General features: G+C 70.5%; 17 protein-coding genes and 1 tRNA gene. 5 read left to right on the forward strand and 13 right to left on the reverse strand.

Annotated features, from left to right (window positions below; translation table 11 throughout):
- Positions 1-141 precede the first annotated feature (141 nt).
- The 4 genes from ehuA to ehuB are packed head-to-tail and all read right to left on the reverse strand — an operon-like array spanning position 142 to position 3,248.
- The gene (gene ehuA, locus ACZ5CR_RS05625) at positions 142-912 is read right to left on the reverse strand and encodes an ectoine/hydroxyectoine ABC transporter ATP-binding protein EhuA (protein ID WP_468854767.1); all 771 of its coding nucleotides are present in this window, start codon (positions 910-912) and stop codon (positions 142-144) included.
- 34 nt (positions 913-946) lie between these two features.
- Positions 947-1,594, reverse strand: coding sequence for an ectoine/hydroxyectoine ABC transporter permease subunit EhuD (gene ehuD / locus ACZ5CR_RS05630; RefSeq protein ID WP_468853919.1), 648 nt, complete (start codon positions 1,592-1,594; stop codon positions 947-949).
- A complete protein-coding gene (gene ehuC / locus ACZ5CR_RS05635; protein ID WP_389908205.1) occupies positions 1,591-2,325 on the reverse strand; it encodes an ectoine/hydroxyectoine ABC transporter permease subunit EhuC in 735 nt (244 codons plus the stop codon). Before ehuC ends, ehuD begins: the two co-directional genes overlap by 4 nt.
- Positions 2,325-3,248 carry an ectoine/hydroxyectoine ABC transporter substrate-binding protein EhuB gene (gene ehuB / locus ACZ5CR_RS05640; protein ID WP_468853921.1) on the reverse strand — a complete coding sequence of 308 codons (924 nt, stop codon included), beginning with the start codon at positions 3,246-3,248 and terminating at the stop codon, positions 2,325-2,327. The genes ehuC and ehuB overlap by 1 nt, the downstream gene beginning before the upstream one ends.
- 97 nt (positions 3,249-3,345) lie before the next feature.
- On the opposite strand from ehuB, the gene ACZ5CR_RS05645 reads away from it, so the two are divergent.
- Entirely contained in the window at positions 3,346-3,846 is a 501-nt protein-coding gene (locus ACZ5CR_RS05645) for a DUF3830 family protein (protein WP_468853922.1), read from the forward strand.
- Between the two features lie 59 nt (positions 3,847-3,905).
- Here ACZ5CR_RS05645 and ACZ5CR_RS05650 read toward each other — a convergent pair whose 3' ends face one another.
- The gene (locus ACZ5CR_RS05650) at positions 3,906-5,309 is read right to left on the reverse strand and encodes an amidase (RefSeq protein WP_468853924.1); all 1,404 of its coding nucleotides are present in this window, start codon (positions 5,307-5,309) and stop codon (positions 3,906-3,908) included.
- A 121-nt stretch (positions 5,310-5,430) separates the two neighbouring features.
- Complete coding sequence (locus tag ACZ5CR_RS05655; protein ID WP_468853925.1) at positions 5,431-6,387, reverse strand: D-2-hydroxyacid dehydrogenase; 957 nt, start codon at positions 6,385-6,387, stop codon at positions 5,431-5,433.
- Between the two features lie 319 nt (positions 6,388-6,706).
- Between ACZ5CR_RS05655 and ACZ5CR_RS05660 the strand changes: the two genes are divergently transcribed.
- From ACZ5CR_RS05660 to ACZ5CR_RS05670, 3 genes are all read left to right on the forward strand, one after another.
- Positions 6,707-7,543, forward strand: coding sequence for a maleate cis-trans isomerase family protein (locus tag ACZ5CR_RS05660; protein ID WP_468853927.1), 837 nt, complete (start codon positions 6,707-6,709; stop codon positions 7,541-7,543).
- 12 nt (positions 7,544-7,555) lie between these two features.
- Entirely contained in the window at positions 7,556-8,293 is a 738-nt protein-coding gene (locus tag ACZ5CR_RS05665) for a maleate cis-trans isomerase family protein (RefSeq protein WP_468853928.1), read from the forward strand.
- A 121-nt stretch (positions 8,294-8,414) separates the two neighbouring features.
- The gene (locus ACZ5CR_RS05670) at positions 8,415-9,512 is read left to right on the forward strand and encodes an LLM class flavin-dependent oxidoreductase (protein ID WP_468853929.1); all 1,098 of its coding nucleotides are present in this window, start codon (positions 8,415-8,417) and stop codon (positions 9,510-9,512) included.
- Positions 9,513-9,541: 29 nt separating this feature from the next.
- On the opposite strand, the gene ACZ5CR_RS05675 is transcribed toward ACZ5CR_RS05670, so the two are convergent.
- Both ACZ5CR_RS05675 and ACZ5CR_RS05680 read right to left on the reverse strand, forming a co-directional pair.
- Positions 9,542-11,362, reverse strand: a complete 1,821-nt coding sequence (locus ACZ5CR_RS05675) for a putative bifunctional diguanylate cyclase/phosphodiesterase (RefSeq protein WP_468853930.1) — start codon at positions 11,360-11,362, stop codon at positions 9,542-9,544.
- Positions 11,363-11,373: 11 nt separating this feature from the next.
- Complete coding sequence (locus ACZ5CR_RS05680; protein ID WP_468853931.1) at positions 11,374-11,502, reverse strand: hypothetical protein; 129 nt, start codon at positions 11,500-11,502, stop codon at positions 11,374-11,376.
- Between the two features lie 187 nt (positions 11,503-11,689).
- Here ACZ5CR_RS05680 and ACZ5CR_RS05685 point away from each other — a divergent pair, with 187 nt between their 5' ends.
- Entirely contained in the window at positions 11,690-12,970 is a 1,281-nt protein-coding gene (locus ACZ5CR_RS05685) for a M6 family metalloprotease domain-containing protein (RefSeq protein WP_468853933.1), read from the forward strand.
- A 124-nt stretch (positions 12,971-13,094) separates the two neighbouring features.
- Here ACZ5CR_RS05685 and ACZ5CR_RS05690 read toward each other — a convergent pair.
- From ACZ5CR_RS05690 to ACZ5CR_RS05710, 5 genes are all read right to left on the reverse strand, one after another.
- Positions 13,095-13,168 (reverse strand) — tRNA-Lys (locus tag ACZ5CR_RS05690).
- Positions 13,159-13,791, reverse strand: a complete 633-nt coding sequence (locus ACZ5CR_RS05695) for a bifunctional DNA primase/polymerase (protein WP_468853935.1) — start codon at positions 13,789-13,791, stop codon at positions 13,159-13,161. Before ACZ5CR_RS05695 ends, ACZ5CR_RS05690 begins: the two co-directional genes overlap by 10 nt.
- 315 nt (positions 13,792-14,106) lie before the next feature.
- The gene (locus tag ACZ5CR_RS05700) at positions 14,107-14,472 is read right to left on the reverse strand and encodes a hypothetical protein (protein ID WP_468853936.1); all 366 of its coding nucleotides are present in this window, start codon (positions 14,470-14,472) and stop codon (positions 14,107-14,109) included.
- A 110-nt stretch (positions 14,473-14,582) separates the two neighbouring features.
- Positions 14,583-15,977 (reverse strand): AAA domain-containing protein, encoded by a 1,395-nt coding sequence (locus tag ACZ5CR_RS05705; protein ID WP_468853938.1) that lies wholly within the window; start codon positions 15,975-15,977, stop codon positions 14,583-14,585.
- Positions 15,974-17,560: a hypothetical protein gene (locus ACZ5CR_RS05710; RefSeq protein ID WP_468854769.1), complete on the reverse strand. Its 1,587-nt coding sequence runs from the start codon at positions 17,558-17,560 to the stop codon at positions 15,974-15,976. The genes ACZ5CR_RS05705 and ACZ5CR_RS05710 overlap by 4 nt, the downstream gene beginning before the upstream one ends.
- Between the last annotated feature and the right edge of the window lie 52 nt (positions 17,561-17,612).

Here is a 17,612-nt window from a genome sequence, read left to right on the forward strand (position 1 = left end):
CTGGGGCTGGCCCCGGGGGTGGGGGGGGGAAAAAACCTCTTTCTGGTGGGGGGTTTGGGGAAGGAACGGGTGGGGGGGGGGGGGGGGGGGGGGAAGCCCCCCCCCCCCCCCCCCCCGCCTCGATCTGATCTCCCTCGCGGCTTACAGCACCGCGGAGAGGAATTCCCGGGTCCGCTCGTGCTCCGGCTCCGTGAAGATCTTCTCCGGTGTCCCGGATTCGATGACCCGGCCCGAGTCGAACATCAGGACCTGGTCCGAGATGTCCCGGGCGAAGTTCATCTCGTGGGTCACACAGAGCATCGTGATGTCCGTGGTGTGTGCGATGTCTCTGAGGACGTCGAGGACGCCTGCCACCAGCTCGGGGTCCAGCGCGGATGTGACCTCGTCCAGGAGCAGCACCTGCGGGCGCATCGCGAGGGCGCGCGCGATCGCGACGCGCTGCTGCTGGCCGCCCGAGAGCTGACTCGGGTACTTGTCGATGTGCTCGGTCAGCCCGACCAGGTCGAGCAGCTCGCGGGCGCGCTGCTCCGCCTCGTCCTTGGAGAGGCCGAGCACCTGGACCGGCGCCTCCGTGATGTTGCGCAGGACCTTCATGTTCGGGAAGAGGTTGAACTGCTGGAAGACCATCCCGATGTTCTTGCGGACCTCGCGGATGTACTTCTCGCTCGCCGGCACGAGCTTGCCGTTCTTGCTCTCGTGCGTGAGGTACTCGCCGCCGACCTTGATCGTGCCCTCTTCGGGCTTCATCAAGGTCATCAGGAGCCGCAGGATCGTCGTCTTGCCGGATCCGGAAGGGCCGATCAGCGTGACGTGCTTGCCCGACGCGACGGAGAAGTCGAGTTCGTCCAGGACGACATGACTGCCGAAGCGCTTGGTGACCTTGTCGAAGCGGATCAGCTCGCTGCCGTCCACCGTGGGATTGACGGTTTCGTTCGTGGTGCTGCTGTCAGCGGACAAGGCGACGCTCCAGGACTCGCAGAAGGACGGAAGCCGGGTAGGCAATGACGATGAAGGCGATACCGACGATGCTGATGGCCTCGTAGGTGAAGGTCGCCTGGGTGAATCCCTTGGCCTCGCCCAGCATGTCCAGGGCGCCGATGGCGGCGATCTGCGGGGAGTCCTTGAGCATGGACACCACGTAGTTGCCGAGGGCGGGGATCACGCGGCGGATGGCCTGCGGCAGGATGATCGCGGTCCAGGTGCGGCGCTTGGGCAGGCTGAGCGCCGTGGCCGCCTCCCACTGGCCGACGGGAACGCCTTCGATGCCCGCTCGGTAGACCTCGGCGGTGTACGTCGAGTAGTGCAGGCCGAGACCGACGATGCCCGTGGTGAGCGGCGACATCGTGGGGCCGAACTCGGGGACGACGGTGAACAGGAAGAACAGCTGCACCAGCAGCGGAGTGTTCCTGATGAATTCGGTGACGGCCGTCACCGGCCAGCGGATCCATGCCTGCTCGGAACGTTGTGCGATCGCCCAGAGCAGACCGAGGGAGAACGCGATCAGGGTGCCCCAGCCAAGAGCCTGGAGGGTGACGAGCACCCCGTCCCAGAACTTCGGCATGAAGTCTTCGACGTTGGACCAGTCCCAGCTCACTTGGCACCCCCGGTGACGGACAGGTCGTCGATCGACGACTTGGAGCGCAGCCCGCTGAAGAGGCCGAGCTTCTCGGGCGCCTGGCCGACCTTCGACTTCGCGTGCCGCTCAAGGAGCCGCATCCCTCGCGTCAGGAGGAAGGCGAGCACGAAGTAGACCACCAGGAGCACCGTGTAGACCGGGGCGCTCTCGGCGGTGACGAGCCGCCACAGGTTGCCCGCGAAGGTCATGTCGGCCACCGCGATGAGCGAGACCAGAGAGGTGCCCTTGAGCAGCTCGATCAGCAGGTTGTTGAACGGAGGAAGCATCTCCGGCCAGGCCTGCGGAATCTCGATCTTGCGCAGGCGCTGCCCCTTGGTGAAGTTCAGCGCAACCCCCGCCTCGCGCTGAGCCACCGGTACGGCGGCAAGAGCGCCGCGCACGATCTCCGAGCCGTACGCCCCGTACGTCATCCCGAGGGCCAGCACACCGGCGGCCATCGGCATGAAGCTGAAGCCGAACAGCATCGGCACCGTGAAGGCCATCCAGAACATGAAGACCAGGGCCGACGTGCCGCGGAAGATCTCGAAGTAGATCCCGGCCAGGAAACGCACGATCCAGAGCGGCGACGTACGCAGAACGCCGATCGGGAAGGCGATCACGAAGGCCAGGGCCGCGCTGTAGACCGTGATCTGCACGGTGATCCACAGACCGGGCAGGAACCACGCCCAGATGAAGTCCGCCGTCATCATCAGGAGGCTCCCTTCACCGGCGGGCACAGATCGTCGAGCGTCAGATCGGTCATCTCGTCCTTGGTGAAGCCGAACTTGCCGACGACCCGCAGCAGTTCGCCGCTCTTCTTCATCTTGTGGAGCTCTTTGTTGAAGGCGTCGCGCAACTTCTTCTCGGAGAGCCGGAAGGCGAAACCGCCCGCGCCGTACGCGGGCTTGCCGTCCACCTTCGGCTGGAAGGCCTCGGTCACCTCGGCGCGCTTGCTGCCCTTCACCACGTCACGGGTGGTGATGGCGGTGCCCGCGAAGGCGTCGACCCGGCCCTGCTCCACCGCGGCGAGGCCCGCCACCGGGTCCGGCAGGATGAGGATGTTCTTCACTCCCGCCGCCTCCGCGTAGGCGATCTCCGCGTACGCGGTGCCGCTGGCCAGTTTGAGCTTCTTCTTGACGATGTCCTCGTACCGCTTGATCCCGTGCGGGTTGCCCTTCTTCACGATGAAGGCGTCGAGCATCAGGTAGTCGGGGTCGGAGAACAGGACCCGCGCGCAGCGGGCCGGGTTGATGTACATGCCCGCGGACACGACATCGAACTGCTGCGCCTGGGTGAGCCCCGGGATGAGCGCGCCGAACTCGGTCGGTACGGCCGTCACATGCGGCACACCGAGCCTCGGGAAGATCACCTTGGCGATCTCCGGCGCCTCGCCGGTCACCTCGCCCTGCTTGTCGATGTAGCCGAACGGGAGTTCTCCCGCGACGCCGATCCGCACGGTCCCCGCATCGCGGAGCCGACTCAGCAGATCCCCGCCCTCAACCTTCCCCTCCTCCGGAACCTTGACGCACCCCGCAGCCCCCATAGCTCCGAGCGCCGCTGCTCCTGCGAGCAGGGAGCGGCGGCGAAGCCTGCTGCCTGTGGATCTCTCGTTGTTCTCATGTGGTGGAGCCATGGGCGCGCGGCTACCCGACTCGAAGCAAAATATGCGGGCCAATTTCGGCCCCTGATGCAATCGTTGTGGTCTTGACCCAGGGAGGAGCATGGGACACATGGCAGACCGATTCATCGAAGTCTCCCTCGCCAAGCGGGGAGTTCAGTGCACGGCAAAGCTGCTCGACGACCGGGCCCCTGTGACCTGCGCGGCAGTGTGGGAGGCGCTTCCGCTCAGCGAGGACGTCTATCACGCGAAGTACGCCCGCAATGAGATCTACGCCCTCTTTCCGGCTTTCGCGGACCGCGAGCCGCCCTTGGAGAATCCGACAGTCACCCCCATTCCCGGCGACCTCTGCTATTTCTCCTTCAACGGGACACAGTTGGGCACGCAGTCCTACGGGTACGAACCGGCCGCGGACGTGCGTGCGGGCGCCACGGTCGTGGACCTCGCCCTCTTCTACGAGCGCAACAACCTGCTGCTCAACGGGGACGTGGGCTGGGTTCCCGGCATCGTCTGGGGGCAGGTCGTCGACGGCCTCGACCGGATGGCCGAGGCCTGCAACGACCTGTGGCGCGGCGGCGCGCAGGGCGAGACGCTGAACTTCCGCAGAGCGTAGATCCCGTCCGCGGCGTCAGTCGGCAGACGGGCGGCGGACGGGCGGCAGTCGGGTGGTAGTCAGCCAACAGCGGGCGGCGCGATCTGCGCGCCGCCCGCTTCGTACAGCGCGTGCGCGGCCCGCAGGACGAGCGCGTCGGCGTGCCGCGCCGCCACGATCTGCACCCCGATGGGCAGCCCGTCGCGGTCCACCCCGCAGGGAACGGTCGCGGCCGGCTGCTGCGTCATGTTGAAGGGGTACGTGAACGGGGTCCATCCCGTCCACCGACGATGGCCTGAACCCTTCGGAACCTCCGCCCCCGCCTCGAAAGCGGTGATCGGCAACGTCGGAGTGATGAGGAGGTCGTACGTCTCATGGAAGCGGCCCATGCGACGGCCGAGCTCCATGCGTACGTCAACCGCGGCGAGGTAGTCGAGCGCACTGGCCCGGGCGCCCTGCGCACAGATCTCCTGCAACCCCGCGTCGAGCAGCTTCCGCCGCTCGGGCGGCAGGTGCTGGACCACCCGCGCCGCGCCGCTGAACCACAGGGTGTGGAAGGCCTCCACCGGGTCCGTGAAGTCCGGGTCGGCCTCCTCGACGTATGCACCCTGCGCCGCGAGGGACTCCACCGCCTGCCGCACCGCGGCGGCGACCGCGGGCCGCACCGCCACCTGGTTGCCGAGCGAGGGCGAATAGGCGATGCGCAGACCGCGTACGCCTCCTTCGATACCCGCGCGGAAGCTGCCCTCCACCGGCCCCAGCTGTGACCAGTCGCGCCAGTCCGGGCCGCTGATGACATCCATCAGGAGCGCCGCGTCCGCCGCGTCCCGCGTCATCGGGCCGACGTGCGCCAGCGTGCCGAACGCGGACGCGGGATACAGCGGCACCCTTCCGTACGTCGGCTTCAGCGCGAAGATGCCGCAGAAGGAGCCCGGGATCCGCACCGAGCCGCCACCGTCCGTGCCGAGCGAGACCGGCGCCGCGCCGAGGGCCACGGCGGCCGCACCGCCGCCGCTGGAACCGCCCGCGGTGCGCGAGGGGTCGTACGGATTGCGCGTGATCCCGCTCTGCGGGCTGTCCGTGACGCCCTTCCAGCCGAACTCGGGCGTCGTCGTCTTGCCGATGAACACCGCGCCGTGCTCGCGCAGCCGCGCCACCGACGGCGCGTCCTCGTCCCAGGCCCCCGCCGCACTCACGGTCTTCGAGCCCCGCAGCGTCGGCCCGCCGCGCTGGAGCAGGATGTCCTTGACCGAGACCGGCACCCCGTCCACGAGCCCCCGCGGCTCACCGCGCCGCCACCGCTCCGTACTCGCCTCGGCCTGGGCGAGCGCTTCGTCGGAGTCGATGCGCACGAACGCGTTCACCGTCGGCTGCACGTCCCGCGCCCTGCGCAGAGCGGCCCGTGTCGCGTCCACCGGACTGAATTCGCCTTTGGAAAAGGCATCGACGAGTTGTACCGCGGTGAGATCCGTGAGCTCGGTCATGCACGCTCCTCAGGGGGAGGGAAGTGGCTCGGAAATGATCAGTGCCCGCATCGGTGCGATCGGCGCCCGTATCAGTGCTCGCATCTGTGCCCGCACCGGTGCCCGCATGTCCGGGGAATGATCAATTCCCCGGTACATACCCACGTTTCTTGTCGACCACGTTGGACAGGGGCCGTCCGGCCGCCCACTCCTCGTACAACTCGACGAACTGCGAGCCCAGTTCATCGCGCCAGCCGACCACGTCGCCGCTCATGTGCGGGGACACAAGGAGACCCGGCGCCGTCCACAGCGGGCTGTCGTCCGGCAGGGGCTCGCGCTCGAAGACGTCGAGCGCCGCCCCCGCGATCCAACGCTTCGACAGGGCGGCCGCGAGATCGTCCTCCACGACGAGCGCGCCGCGCCCGATGTTGATGAAGCGCGCCGACGGCTGCATCATGCCGAAGCGCCGCTCGTCGAACATGCCGCGCGTGTCGTCCGTGAGCGGCGCCGCGCAGATCACCCAGTCGGCCCGCGCCATGAGCCGATCGAGTTCGTCGGGGCCGTGGACGCCGCTGCGAGCGCTGCGGCCCACGAGGGCGGTGATGATCCCGAGCCCCTTCAGCATGCGGACGATGGCGTGTCCGATCGGGCCCGAGCCCACGACACACGCGCGCGTGCGGGCAATTCGCTGGGTCTCGCGGTGCTGCCAGGTGCGCTCTTCCTGGAGTTCGAGGGTGCGCGGCAGATCCTTGGCCATGGCCAGGACGAGAGCGGCCACGTACTCGGCGATGGGCTGGTCGAAGACCCCGCGGGCGTTGGTGACCAGCGTGTCGGACTCGGCGAGTTCGGGGCACATCAGGCGGTCCACGCCCGCGCTCGCGGTGTGCACCCAGCGGGGCCGCGGCCCCTCGCCCGGCCAGGCCTGACGCACCGCGTCCGAGAGGAAGTTCCACACCAACAGCACATCGGCGTGGGGGAGTTGGTCCGCCAGGCTGTCCGCGTCCGCGTGCAGGATCCGGGCGCGTCCCGTGAGGCTGCCGAGACGGGGCGGCGGGGCCGGGGACGGGGCGTCAAGGACCAGAACGGTTGTATCGGACATCGGATCAGAGGTCGATTCGGACATCGGGGAGAAACCGTTTCGCAATGAGAGTCCGCTTCCCTGAGTTTTGTGTCGGCCAGAGCCGTCTGAGATGCGCGGATTGACCACGCTCGCACCTGAAACTACCTTCGTCAACAGAGGTGCTCTACCACAAGCACCCCACGACTGAGTACGCTCCGTGCGAGGTCGTAGCACACTCTGTAGCGCTTTCTTCGCGCCTTTTGCCCCATCCCGACGTCCCGGCGCGTCGCCGGTTCCGCATCTCCCGGCCCCCGGCCGGTCCCTCAAATGCACGCACGCACGAACTTGGGGCCTGCTCATGGACGTCTCCTTCCTCGGCGGACCACACCCTCAACGCGGTGTAGGTGTCGTCGCACCCTTCGACTTCGCACTCGACCGGGAGCTCTGGCGCTGGGTGCCGGACGAGGTCTCCCTCCACCTGACACGCACCCCGTACGTTCCCGTCGAGGTGAGCCTCGACCTGGCACGACTCGTCAGCGAACACGAAACCCTCGGCGAGGCGGTGCGTGCTCTGAGCGCCGCCGAACCCGAAGTCCTCGCCTATGCCTGCACGTCGGGCAGCTTCGTCGGCGGCATCGCGGGCGAGCGCGCGATGTGCGAGGCCATGCACCGCGAAGGCGCGGTCTCGGCCGTCACCACATCGGGCGCGCTCCTTGAGGCGCTCGACGATCTGGGCGCGCGGCGCATCGCGCTCGTCACGCCCTACACCTGGTCGGTGACCCAGTCCCTGGAGCACTACCTGGCCGAATCGGGTGTGTCCGTGACCGGGCGCGCCTATCTGGGCCTGACCCGGCACATCTGGAAGGTGCCCTACAAGGACGTGGCCGAGATGGCGCGCAGGGCGGTGCTCGGCGGCGCCGACGCGCTCTTCATCAGCTGCACCAACCTCGCGACGTACGACGTCATTCCGCAGCTGGAGGCCGAGCTGCGGATGCCGGTGATCTCGGCGAACCAGGTCACGATGTGGTCTGCCCTGCGCCGTCTGGGTACCCATGCCGTAGGGCCGTACCAGGCGCTGATCAATCCGAGTGCCAGGCCGGGCGCGGGCCCGGTCGCCGGGCCGGGCGAGCTGCCCGGCGTGGTACCGATCGATCCGCCCCAGGGGCTGCCCGAAGGACCACCACCGCTGCCTTGAAGGAGGCTGGAAGTGACGGCACTTGGATTCCTCTATCCGGGTCACTCGGCTGAGGACGACTACCCCCGTATGGAGCAGATGCTGGGGAGCGATGTCCGGCTGCAGGTTGTCCACACCGACATCGGCGAGGACGCGCACCGGGTCGACGCGCTCCTGGAGATGGGGTCGACGGCACGGCTCGCCGCCGGGGTCGAGGAGCTGCGCATGGCCGGCGCGGAGGCGGTGGTGTGGGCCTGCACCAGCGCGAGCTTCGTCTTCGGCTGGGAGGGCGCGCACGACCAGGTCCGCGCCCTGGCCAGGGCGGCGGGCCTGCCGGCGTCCAGCACGTCCTTCGCGTTCGCCCATGCGGTGCGTGAGGTCGGCGCGGGCCGGGTCGCGGTCGCCGCGACCTATCCGGAGGACGTGGCGGCGCTCTTCGCCTCGTTCCTGAAGGCGTCGGGCGCGGAGGTCGTCTCGACGCGGGGGAGCGGCATCATCACGGCGGCGGAGGTGGGCACGTGGGGCTGGGAGGAGGTCAGGGCCATGGCCCGCGCGGGCGACCATCCGGACGCCGACGCCGTCCTGCTCCCCGACACGGCACTGCACACGGCGGCGTACGTCCAGGCGCTGGAGGAGGACCTCGGCAAACCGGTCCTGACGGCGAACCAGGTGACGGTCTGGGAGGCCCTGCGCCTGTCCGCGCGCAGGGTGAACGCGCCGACACTGGGCGCACTGTTCACGAAGGAGCCGGTGGTGCAGGTCAGGGAGTAGCCAGGCGCCCGCCCGCGGAACGGAACGCCCTCGTCCCCCGGGAATAAAACGGAGCCACCCTCCTGTTGCCGCCTGCGAAGCAAGAAACTCGCAAAAGCACGCGCAGCAGGAGGCAGGCCCCGTGACAGTGGACCCGAGCGACGACATCCGCGGCGACCGGCACGGCACCGCGCCGGTCCCGCTCTCCGTACTGGACCTGGTGACCGTGGGAGCGGGCCGGACAGCCACCGACGCCCTGCGCAAGAGCGTGGAGATCGCCAAGCTGGCCGAGGGCCGCGGATACCACCGCTACTGGGTGGCCGAGCACCACTCCATGCCGGGCGTGGCCTCGTCCTCCCCGGCGGTCATCCTCGCCCACCTGGCCGCCCACACGGACCGCATCCGCCTGGGCTCGGGCGGCGTCATGCTGCCCAACCACGCCCCCCTCGTCATCGCGGAGCAGTTCGGCACCCTGGAGGCGATGGCCCCGGGCCGCGTCGACCTGGGCCTGGGCCGCGCCCCGGGCACGGACGGCGCGACCGCCGCCGCCCTGCGCAGGACCGATCGCCTCAATGAAGGCGCCGACGACTTCCCGCAGCAGCTCGTCGAGCTGACCCGGTTCCTGGACGACGACTTCCCCGACGGACACCCGTACGGCCGTATCCACGCCGTCCCGGGCCCGGTCCAGGCCACCTCGCCCGGCGGCGTCCAGTCCCCGCACCGCCCGCCCCTGTGGCTGCTCGGCTCGTCCGGCTTCAGCGCCCGTCTGGCCGGAGTCCTCGGCCTGCCCTTCGCCTTCGCGCACCACTTCTCCGCGCAGAACACGATCCCGGCGCTCGACCTCTACCGGGAGTCGTTCAAGCCGTCCGCGGTCCTCGACGAGCCGTACGCCCTCATCGGCGTATCGGCGCTCGCGACCGACGAGGAGGGCGAGGCCCGGCGTCAGGTGCTGGCCGCCGCCCTGAACATGGTCCGCCTCAGGACCGGGAAGCCGGGGCTCGTCCCGACTCCCGAGGAGGCTCAGGCGTACGAATTCAGCGAGATGGAGCGGGAGTTCGTCAACAGCTGGAACTCCAACGTCATCTACGGCACCGCCGACCAGGTCCGCACCGGCCTCGACGACCTCGCCAAGCGCACCGGGGCCGACGAGCTGATGATCACGGCCAACGCGCACAGCGGCGAAGCGCGGCTGCGTTCGTACGAGTTGATCGCGGACGCGTACGGACTGCCCGGCGCGTAGCCGTCACGCCCAGCTGCCACGCGTAGCCCTCAACCGGCACCGGCGCCGAGCAGCGCGGAGATACGATCCGGCGCCACCGGGCGGGAGTACAGCCACCCCTGCCCGGTGTCGCACCCGATCCGCCGCAGCCGCGCCGCCTGCGACGTGGTCTCCACGCACTCCGCGGTGACCGTGAGCCCGAGGCGGTGCGCGAGCTGGACCAAGGCCTCGACGATGACCTCGTCGGCGGGGTTGATGTGCGCCTCGCCCGCCTCCGCGTCGTACTGGAACCCTCGTACGAACGAGCCGTCCAGCTTCAGGACGGACACCGGAAGCCGGCTCAGGTACGCCAGGTTCGAGTACCCCGTGCCGAAGTCGTCGATGGCGATCCGCACCCCCATGTCACTGAGCGACTGAAGGGCTTGCAGCGGGCGGCCCGCCGAGCCCATCACCGCCGACTCGGTGAGTTCGAGCTGGAGCAGCTCGGGGGCGAGGCCCGTCTCGGCGAGGATCTCCGCGACATCGGTGACCAGGTCCGAGTCCCACACCTGCCGCACCGCGACGTTGACGCTCATGAACACCGGCGGCCGCTCCGGGTGGTCCAGCTGCCACTGCCGGGCCTGGCGGCACGCCGTCCGCAGGACCCAGCGGCCCAGCTGCACGATCGAACCGTCCTCCTCGGCAAGGCCGATGAACCGATTCGGCGTCAGGAGCCCGAACTGCGGATGCTGCCACCGCACCAGCGCCTCGACCCCGCGCACGCCGCCGTCCTCCAGGCGCACCAACGGCTGGTAGTCGAGGACGAATTCACCCCGGTCGACGGCCGGACGCAGTGAACTCGACAGTGTCTGCCGTGTCATGCGGTGGGCGTTGCGCTCGGGGTCGAAGAGGGTCCAGCGGGCCTTGCCGTCCGACTTCGCCCAGTAGAGCGTCGTGTCGGCGGCCTGCATGAGACATGTCGTCGTGGTCCCGGCGGCGCGCCGCTCCACGACGCCGATCGACGCCGACACGGAGAGCCGCTGGCCCGACAGGTCGAAGGGGTCCTGCAGCGCCTTGAGCGCCGCGTCGGCGAGGTCGGCCAGCTGGTCCGTGCCCGTCGAGTCCTCCACGAGGAGCGCGAACTCGTCACCGCCGAGCCGCGCCACCAGGGGCGCCGCCGCTTGGCCGTGGGCGGCCTCGTCGGCGCACCGCGTGAGCCGCTCCGCGACGGCAGCGAGCAGCCGGTCGCCGACCCGGTGGCCGAGGGTGTCGTTGACCGCCTTGAACCCGTCGAGGTCCAGATAGCAGAGGCCGACACGGCCGGTTCCCGTGTCGTCGTACGCACCCGCTTCGAGCGCGGCGGCAAGGCGTTCGAAGAACAGGCTGCGGTTGGCAAGGCGGGTCACCGGGTCGTGCATCTGCAGATGCCTCAGCCGGTCCTGGAGCTCGCGGCGCGCGCTGATGTCGGTGGCGGCGAGCAGCACCGTACGACCGCCGGGCATCGGCGAGACGGTGATCTGGACCCACAGCGAGTGCCCGTCGGGATGTTTCAGACGGCGGGTGCAGCGCAGCTTCGCCTGGCGCCCGCGCAGCACCTCGCGGTACGCGTGCCAGACACGGGTGTCCGACGCGAGGTCCACCAGATCGGCGGCGAGGCGCCCCGTGAGATCGTCCGGGTCCGCTCCGAGCAGTTCGGCGAGCGCGTCGTTGGCGTCGATGACGAGGCCCTCGCCGTCCACGACGCCGAGGGCGAGAGGGGCGGCAGCGAACGCGGCTCGGTGATCGGGTTGCTGCCCCGGATTGCGACGCTCCGTAATGGGCGCCTCGGCGAGTTCGGGTGCTGCGACCGCTGTGACAGCTGTGGGTGCTTGGTCTTCAGACGTTCCGTTCACCACTTGCCCCCTCAGTGCAGTTGTTCGGCGAGGCCGGGCCCGCGCAGGAAGGTGTGCCGATCATAGGGGCTGGTCCGACGGTGCTTCCAGCCACAGCGCGGTACCGCGTGGCGGCCGAGTTCGGCATAGGACAGGCGCATGCCCGGCATGGGTTTGGCGCCCACTCGGTGGCAGATCGTTTCTGCTCGCCCCCGTACCGCTTCCCTTACGCCTCAATCTGCTCGGCGACCACTTGTGACATTCGGTGAACACCCGGCGGGTCGTCGGCCACCCGATCGGGTCAGACAAACAGAGCATATTTAAATAAAACGTCACAAAGTGGGTGGGATGCTCCGTAATCCCTGCCCGGAGGTGGACGTGCCGCGTCAGCTACCCCGCTGGGGACTCACCCGTGGAGGGGAGAGATCCCGGTGGCACAGCACGGCCGCCGCCCTCACGTCCTTGACCGCGCTCGCCGCCACGGGGCTCGTCGCGGGCCCCGCGATCGCCCAGACCTCGGCGGTGCCCTGCGCGCTCCAGCGCACACCGGCGCATCACTCGGAGGGCCTGGACACCTGGAACGCCGCCTACACGCGCCCGAACCGGGCCCTGGACGCGGCCATGGTCTTCCTCTCCTTCCCCGACTCCCCGCCCCGGAGCGCCCCTGCGGACCTGGTCGGCGACTACTTCCCCGCCACCAGCCAGTTCTTCGACCGCGCCTCCTACGGCAAGTTCACGCTGCGCCCGCACCCGCAGCGCCAGTGGGTCGAGATGCCTGACTACTCCACCTCGTACGCCATACAGCGCGACTGGAACCCGGCCCGGCGCAGCGCCTATCTGCGGGACGCGGTGGCCGCGGCCGATCCGCACGTCGACTTCTCGCGGTACGACGTCGTCTACTTCGTCGCCGACCCGGATGCGCCAGGTGTCGACTCCGACGCCACGAAGGTCGTCAACTTCGACCGGCCGATGAGGGCCGACGGCGTGGACATCAAACGCATCGTCACGGTCTTCGAGCGGCATCCGCCGGACCGCAACGTCCTCGCCCACGAGACCGGCCACGTCTTCGACCTGCCCGACCTCTATCACCGGCCGACGGACGGCAAGGGCGACTGGGACACGCACGTCGGCGACTGGGACGTCATGGGCAGCCAGTTCGGGCTCGCGCCCGACCTCTTCGGCTGGCACAAGTGGAAGCTCGGCTGGCTGGACCAGCGGCAGGTGGTGTGCGTGGAGGGCGGGGCGCGGCGGCTGACCCTGGAGCCGCTGGCGGCACGGCCCGCGCGCGGGGGCGTCGGCGGCACCAAGCTGGCGGTCGTCCGCACCGGCCTCGACAGTGCGATCGCCATCGAGGCGCGCGGCGCGGTGGGCAACGACCATGCGACGTGCAGGGAGGGGGTACTCGCCTATCGCGTACGCAACGAGGCGCCCTCCGGAGGCGGCCCGGTCGAGGTCGTCGACGCCCACCCGGGCTCGGACGCGTGCTGGGGTGAATCGGTGTATCCGCCGCTCGCGGACGCGCCGGTGGGCACGGGGGAGAGCTTCACGGTGCCGGGCGACGACGTACGCATCGAGGTCGAGGGGCGGACGGCGACGGGGGCGTGGACGGTGAAGGTGTCGGCGGGCTGAGTCGGGCTGAACCGGGCTGAACCGGTCTAGACGGGGCTGAACCGTTCTGAGCCGGGCGCTCCGGAGCGTTCTGGGCGCGCATGAAAGAAGCCCCCCGCTTGCGCGGGGGGCTTCTTTCTGTCTGTGCGCCGTCAGGGACTCGAACCCCGGACCCGCTGATTAAGAGTCAGCTGCTCTAACCAACTGAGCTAACGGCGCCTGCTGACGTCGTAGACCTTAGCACCCTGATCGCCGCCAGGAAAAATCGAAATCCGGACCGCGGAACCGGCCGCCGCACGGGCCGCGCGGACACAGGCCCAGAGCGCCACCTCGGGCCCCGGAAGCCAGGGATGCCGGGCGTCGGGGGCCACGAGCCAGCGCGATTCGAGGTGCCCTTCGAGGCGCCCCGGCGGCAGCGTCTCCCGGTGATCCACGGCGATCGGCGGCACCGTCACCGCGTCCCCCGTGCCGTGGCAGAGGACGCCGGGCACGGCGCGGCCCCACTCCTCCCATTCAAGGAGCGAGGGCAGCCGCTGGGCGGTGCCGGGGGCGGCGAAGAGGAGCATGCGGCCGCGGTGCGCCGCGACGGGGCCGGATCCCGGGCCTTCCTCCCACAGGCAGTCGAGCATCCGGCGGCCGAAGACCGCCGGGACGCTCACCACGTCGAAGACGGAGCCGCAGGGGAGGACGGCGGGGGCGGTGGGTCGGCTGCGCCAGTGGATGAGGGCGCTGCGCGGATACGTTTCGGCGGAGGCGAGCCAGGCGGCTCCCTCGGTGGTGACGTCAGAGATGTTCTGGACGCCGGCGGGGGCAGGGCCGGGGTGGAGACGTGTACTGCTCATGGCGAATACATCTACCGGGGGTGAGCGTTCCGATTCTGAGAGTTGTCAGAAACCAGGACAACGGCAAGCGGGGAGGAGTACCTTGCCCTCCGCGGCATATGCCCCCGTGATCTTCCGGAGTCGGCGAAGGGGCTGCGAAGGGGGCCGTGAAGGGGCCGGGTGGTGGGCCTGGGCGGTGTCCGCGCGGTGTCCGCAGGTGTCTGGAGGGCCCTTCGCGCTTCCTCCCGGGCAGGACCCTTCGCACGTCTTCCCGGTGCCCGCGACCTCCCGACCGCCCGCAGTCCACCCGCCCGCCCGCAGCCCTCCCGGCCGCCCTCAGACTTCCGGACCGCCGCCGCCCGCACCGGCCCCGCGCAGCAGATCCCGGCCGAACTCGACCATCTTCTTCGCGTAGTCCTCGGTCCACTGCGCGCGCTCGGCGATCACGGCGGGCGTGAGGCGGTCGAAGCGCCGGGGGTCGGCGAGCTGCGCGGCCGCGATCGCCTGGAACTCGACCGCACGGTCCGTCGCGGCCCGGAAGGCGTGGGTCAGCTCGGTGGCCCGGGACAGGAGCTCCTGCGGGTCCTCCATCGACTCCAGGTCGAAGAAGTGCTCCGGGTCGGCGACGGCTTCCGCGGGCTCGAAGAGCAGGGGCGCGGGGCGCATACGCTGCTCGGTCCGGGACCGTTCGGGCTCCGCCATGTTCTTCCTCCTCGTACGGTTCTCGGCCGTGGGGGGCCGTCTTCCATTCTCCCCTGCTGCGCAAGGGGGCCGTGTGCCCAGGGCTGCGGGGGGCCTCGGGGATCGCGGGCCTACGGCCGCCAGGCCACGCGGTGTTCGGACCACTGCGCCCACGTGGACATCATCGCTTCCCAGCCGTCCGGGAACTTCACCGTGACGCCCAGCTGGACCGGTTCCGTCGACGGGTGGTCGTCGAGCAGTTCGCTGACGCCCGCGCGGCAGACCACGATGCAGGCGTGGCGGTGGCGGGACGCGAGGACGCAGAGACGGCCCGTCTCCAGGTGGAACGCGGTGGCGTCCGGGCGGCCGGAGAGCGGGTGAAGGACCACCGTCACGTCGAACTCGCGGCCCTGGAGCCGGTTGGCGGTGTCCACCGTGACGTCCGTGACGCCGAGCGCCGCGAGGGACGCGCGCACCGCCGCCGCCTGGTCGCGGTGGGCGGTGCCGACGGCGATGCGGTCGGCCGTCAGGGGAGTGGGGTCCGGGTCGCGCTCCGATGTGGCGGCGCCGCCGCGGTCCAGGAGACGGCGGACGACCTGGGCCACCGCGCGTACGGCCTCGGGGTCCGTCCGTGGCGTGTTCCGCGCGGGCAGTTCGAGCAGACCCCAGCCCGACTCCGCCGCCTCGTCGATCACCCGGTCGGGGCCCGAACCATCCGACGGAACGCCGAAGTTGAGTGTCCTGTCGCCGTGGTCCGTGCCGCTGCGGAAGGGCGTGTACGGATAGAACGCGGCGGAGACCAGCGGAGCCGCCGACGCCGGGAGTCGCCAGGACACCGGCAGGCGGTGCTGGGGCAGTTCGGGGTTGTGCGCGAGCAGCGTCGTCACGGCACTGGCCGAAGGGTCGTACGCGAGGCCCGCCCACTGCTCGGCGCCCACGATCGAGAACGGGTCGAGCTGGCCGGGGTCGCCCACGAACAGGGCCCGCTCGAAGAGCCCGGCGACGGCGAGCAGCGCGTCCGAGCGCATTTGATACGCCTCGTCGACGATGGCGTGCCCCCAGGGAGCGTCGAGCTTGGCGACCTCGACGTGCGCCCACTTCGCGGCGGTCGACACGACGACGTCGAGCCCGGCGAGGTCGGCGACCTTCGTGGACGTGCGGACGAAGGGCAGATCGTCGAGGGCCTTGTCGTACGCGTCCGGGTCGCTGCTGTGCAGACGGCCGACCGGCAGCTCGGGGTCCTTCTCGGCGAGCCGCAGGACCAGGTCGTCGACCTGGGCGTTCGTCTGCGCGATCACCATCAACGGGCGTCCGGCCGCCGCCAGTTCGCGGGCCGCCCGGACGACGAGGGTCGACTTGCCCGCGCCGGGCGGCGAGTCGACGACGACGCCGCGGTGCGCGCCGTGCAGCGTGTCGTGCAGGATCGCGTCCGTGGCGCGGGTGGCCGCCGCGCCGGGATCGAAGGAGGCACGGCCGAACGAGGCACGGTCGAACGAGGCACGGTCGAAGGAGGCGGTGGGACTCACAGGGTGTCCTCCGGCGTCACGGGGTCGGGGGGCTCGGCGGCGTCGCCCGGCGGGCCGCCGTGGGTCCAGGGAGTCTCATCGGGTTCGGGGAGCTTGGGGCCGCCGCGCTGCTCGTGCTCGAAGAGCGTCCAGCAGATCCGGTCGCCCTTCTCCGGCACGGAGCCCGGCTCGGGCTCCTTGCCGCGGCCCATCTTGTCGGTGACACGGAGGACGACCGTGCCCGGACCCTCGTGGGCGACGAACTCGGCCGTCTGCGGCTTGCCCTGTAGCGAGCGGTACACCTTCGCGCGCTCGGCCAGGTGCGGGTGGTCGTCCGTGCGGACCGTGACGAGGGGGCGCGGCCTTGGGCTCTTGCTCTCGCTGTACGCCATGACCACCTCGGTCACCTCGCCTGCGAACGCCTCGCCCGCGAGCCGTCGGCCCGCCATCACCAGGGGGTCGTCGAGTGCTTCCTGGGCGTCGAGCCTGGCCTGCTCGCGCTCGCGCGCGGCGAGCTTGTTCGCCGCCGTCACCGCGTCGTCGATGCGGGGCTGCGGGGGTTCGCCCGCCGCCACGCGGTCCCGGTGGCCGGTGAACGACCAGCGGTCGCGGGTCCAGCGGTCGGCGGCGTGCGGGGCCTCGGGGAGCGTGCAGAGCGCGTCGAGGCCACGCCACACCGCGTCCCAGGTGGGGCGGGTCCTGCTCTCGATCAGGGAGCGGATCTCCCGCTCGGCCGCGGCGAGTTCGGCGAGGCGGGTGTCCGCCTCGACGCCGTCCTCGGCGGCGGCGAGGGCGCCGCGCGCGCGGTCGTAGCGCTCGATGGCGGGGGCGAGGAGGCGGTTGTCGAACGCCGGGTCCGTGGCGGGGCCCGCGGGCGGACAGAGCAACTGGCCGTCCTTGTCCCGCGCCAGCTCGGCGCGGAGCGCGGCGTCGGCCCCGGAGGTGCCTTCCGGGGCCTCGATCCAGGCGAGCAGGGCGCCCAGGTGCTGGTCCTCGAGGCTTGACTGGCCGGTGGCCCAGTGCCGGGAGAGCAGTTCGGTCATGGCGACGAGGAGACAGGAGCCGGGGACGCGGGCCCGCTCCCCGAAGTGGGTCAGCCAGCGGCCGAGGAGGGGGACGCGGGGCGGGGCGGGATACGGGGTTTCCGGGTCCTGTTCGGCGGTGCGGCGGAAGCGGGTGGAACGGCCGATGAGCCGTACGAAGTCGATGCCGGCGCGGCTCGGGACGATCAGCTGCGGTGCGTCCGCGCAGAGTTCGACCTCCACCTTGACGCGCTTGCCGGTCTCCGGGTCCTTCTCGCTGCGTTCCGCCGCTTCGACGTCGTCCGCGAACGTGTCGACGTACTCCAGGACGGTGTCCGCGAGTTGGGCGAGGAAGGTGAAGCGGAGGTCGCGGTCGCGGGGCTGGGGGACGATGAGCACGCGGGGCGATGTCCGCTCCGTCCCGACGAGCGCGCCGAGCGGGGCGCCTGCCTCCCCCGCGGTGATGAGGGGGACGAGGACGAGGGGGCGCTGGGAGAGGTGCCGGTGCCGTGCCGTCGCTCTCGGCTGAGCACGGCCGGTGCTTACCGCTTCCAGGCGGGCCAGGTTGTCGATCAGTGACACGGTCGGGGGGCCTCCATGATCGGCGGGGCCGCTGGGCTTGCCTGTTCCGTTG

This window comes from Streptomyces sp. NPDC031274 (genome assembly GCF_055570235.1).

What these genes read in the sequence shown, in the direction of transcription:
- ehuC (WP_389908205.1), bottom strand. Translation starts at nt 2,325, where the DNA reads ATGATGACGGCGGACTTCATCTGGGCGTGGTTCCTGCCCGGTCTGTGG.
- ACZ5CR_RS05700 (WP_468853936.1), bottom strand. Translation starts at nt 14,472, where the DNA reads ATGGCGGAGCCCGAACGGTCCCGGACCGAGCAGCGTATGCGCCCCGCG.
- ACZ5CR_RS05650 (WP_468853924.1), bottom strand. Translation starts at nt 5,309, where the DNA reads ATGACCGAGCTCACGGATCTCACCGCGGTACAACTCGTCGATGCCTTT.
- ACZ5CR_RS05645 (WP_468853922.1), top strand. Translation starts at nt 3,346, where the DNA reads ATGGCAGACCGATTCATCGAAGTCTCCCTCGCCAAGCGGGGAGTTCAG.
- ehuB (WP_468853921.1), bottom strand. Translation starts at nt 3,248, where the DNA reads ATGGCTCCACCACATGAGAACAACGAGAGATCCACAGGCAGCAGGCTT.
- ACZ5CR_RS05655 (WP_468853925.1), bottom strand. Translation starts at nt 6,387, where the DNA reads ATGTCCGATACAACCGTTCTGGTCCTTGACGCCCCGTCCCCGGCCCCG.
- ACZ5CR_RS05680 (WP_468853931.1), bottom strand. Translation starts at nt 11,502, where the DNA reads ATGCGCCTGTCCTATGCCGAACTCGGCCGCCACGCGGTACCGCGCTGT.
- ACZ5CR_RS05685 (WP_468853933.1), top strand. Translation starts at nt 11,690, where the DNA reads ATGCTCCGTAATCCCTGCCCGGAGGTGGACGTGCCGCGTCAGCTACCC.
- ACZ5CR_RS05695 (WP_468853935.1), bottom strand. Translation starts at nt 13,791, where the DNA reads ATGAGCAGTACACGTCTCCACCCCGGCCCTGCCCCCGCCGGCGTCCAG.
- ACZ5CR_RS05660 (WP_468853927.1), top strand. Translation starts at nt 6,707, where the DNA reads ATGGACGTCTCCTTCCTCGGCGGACCACACCCTCAACGCGGTGTAGGT.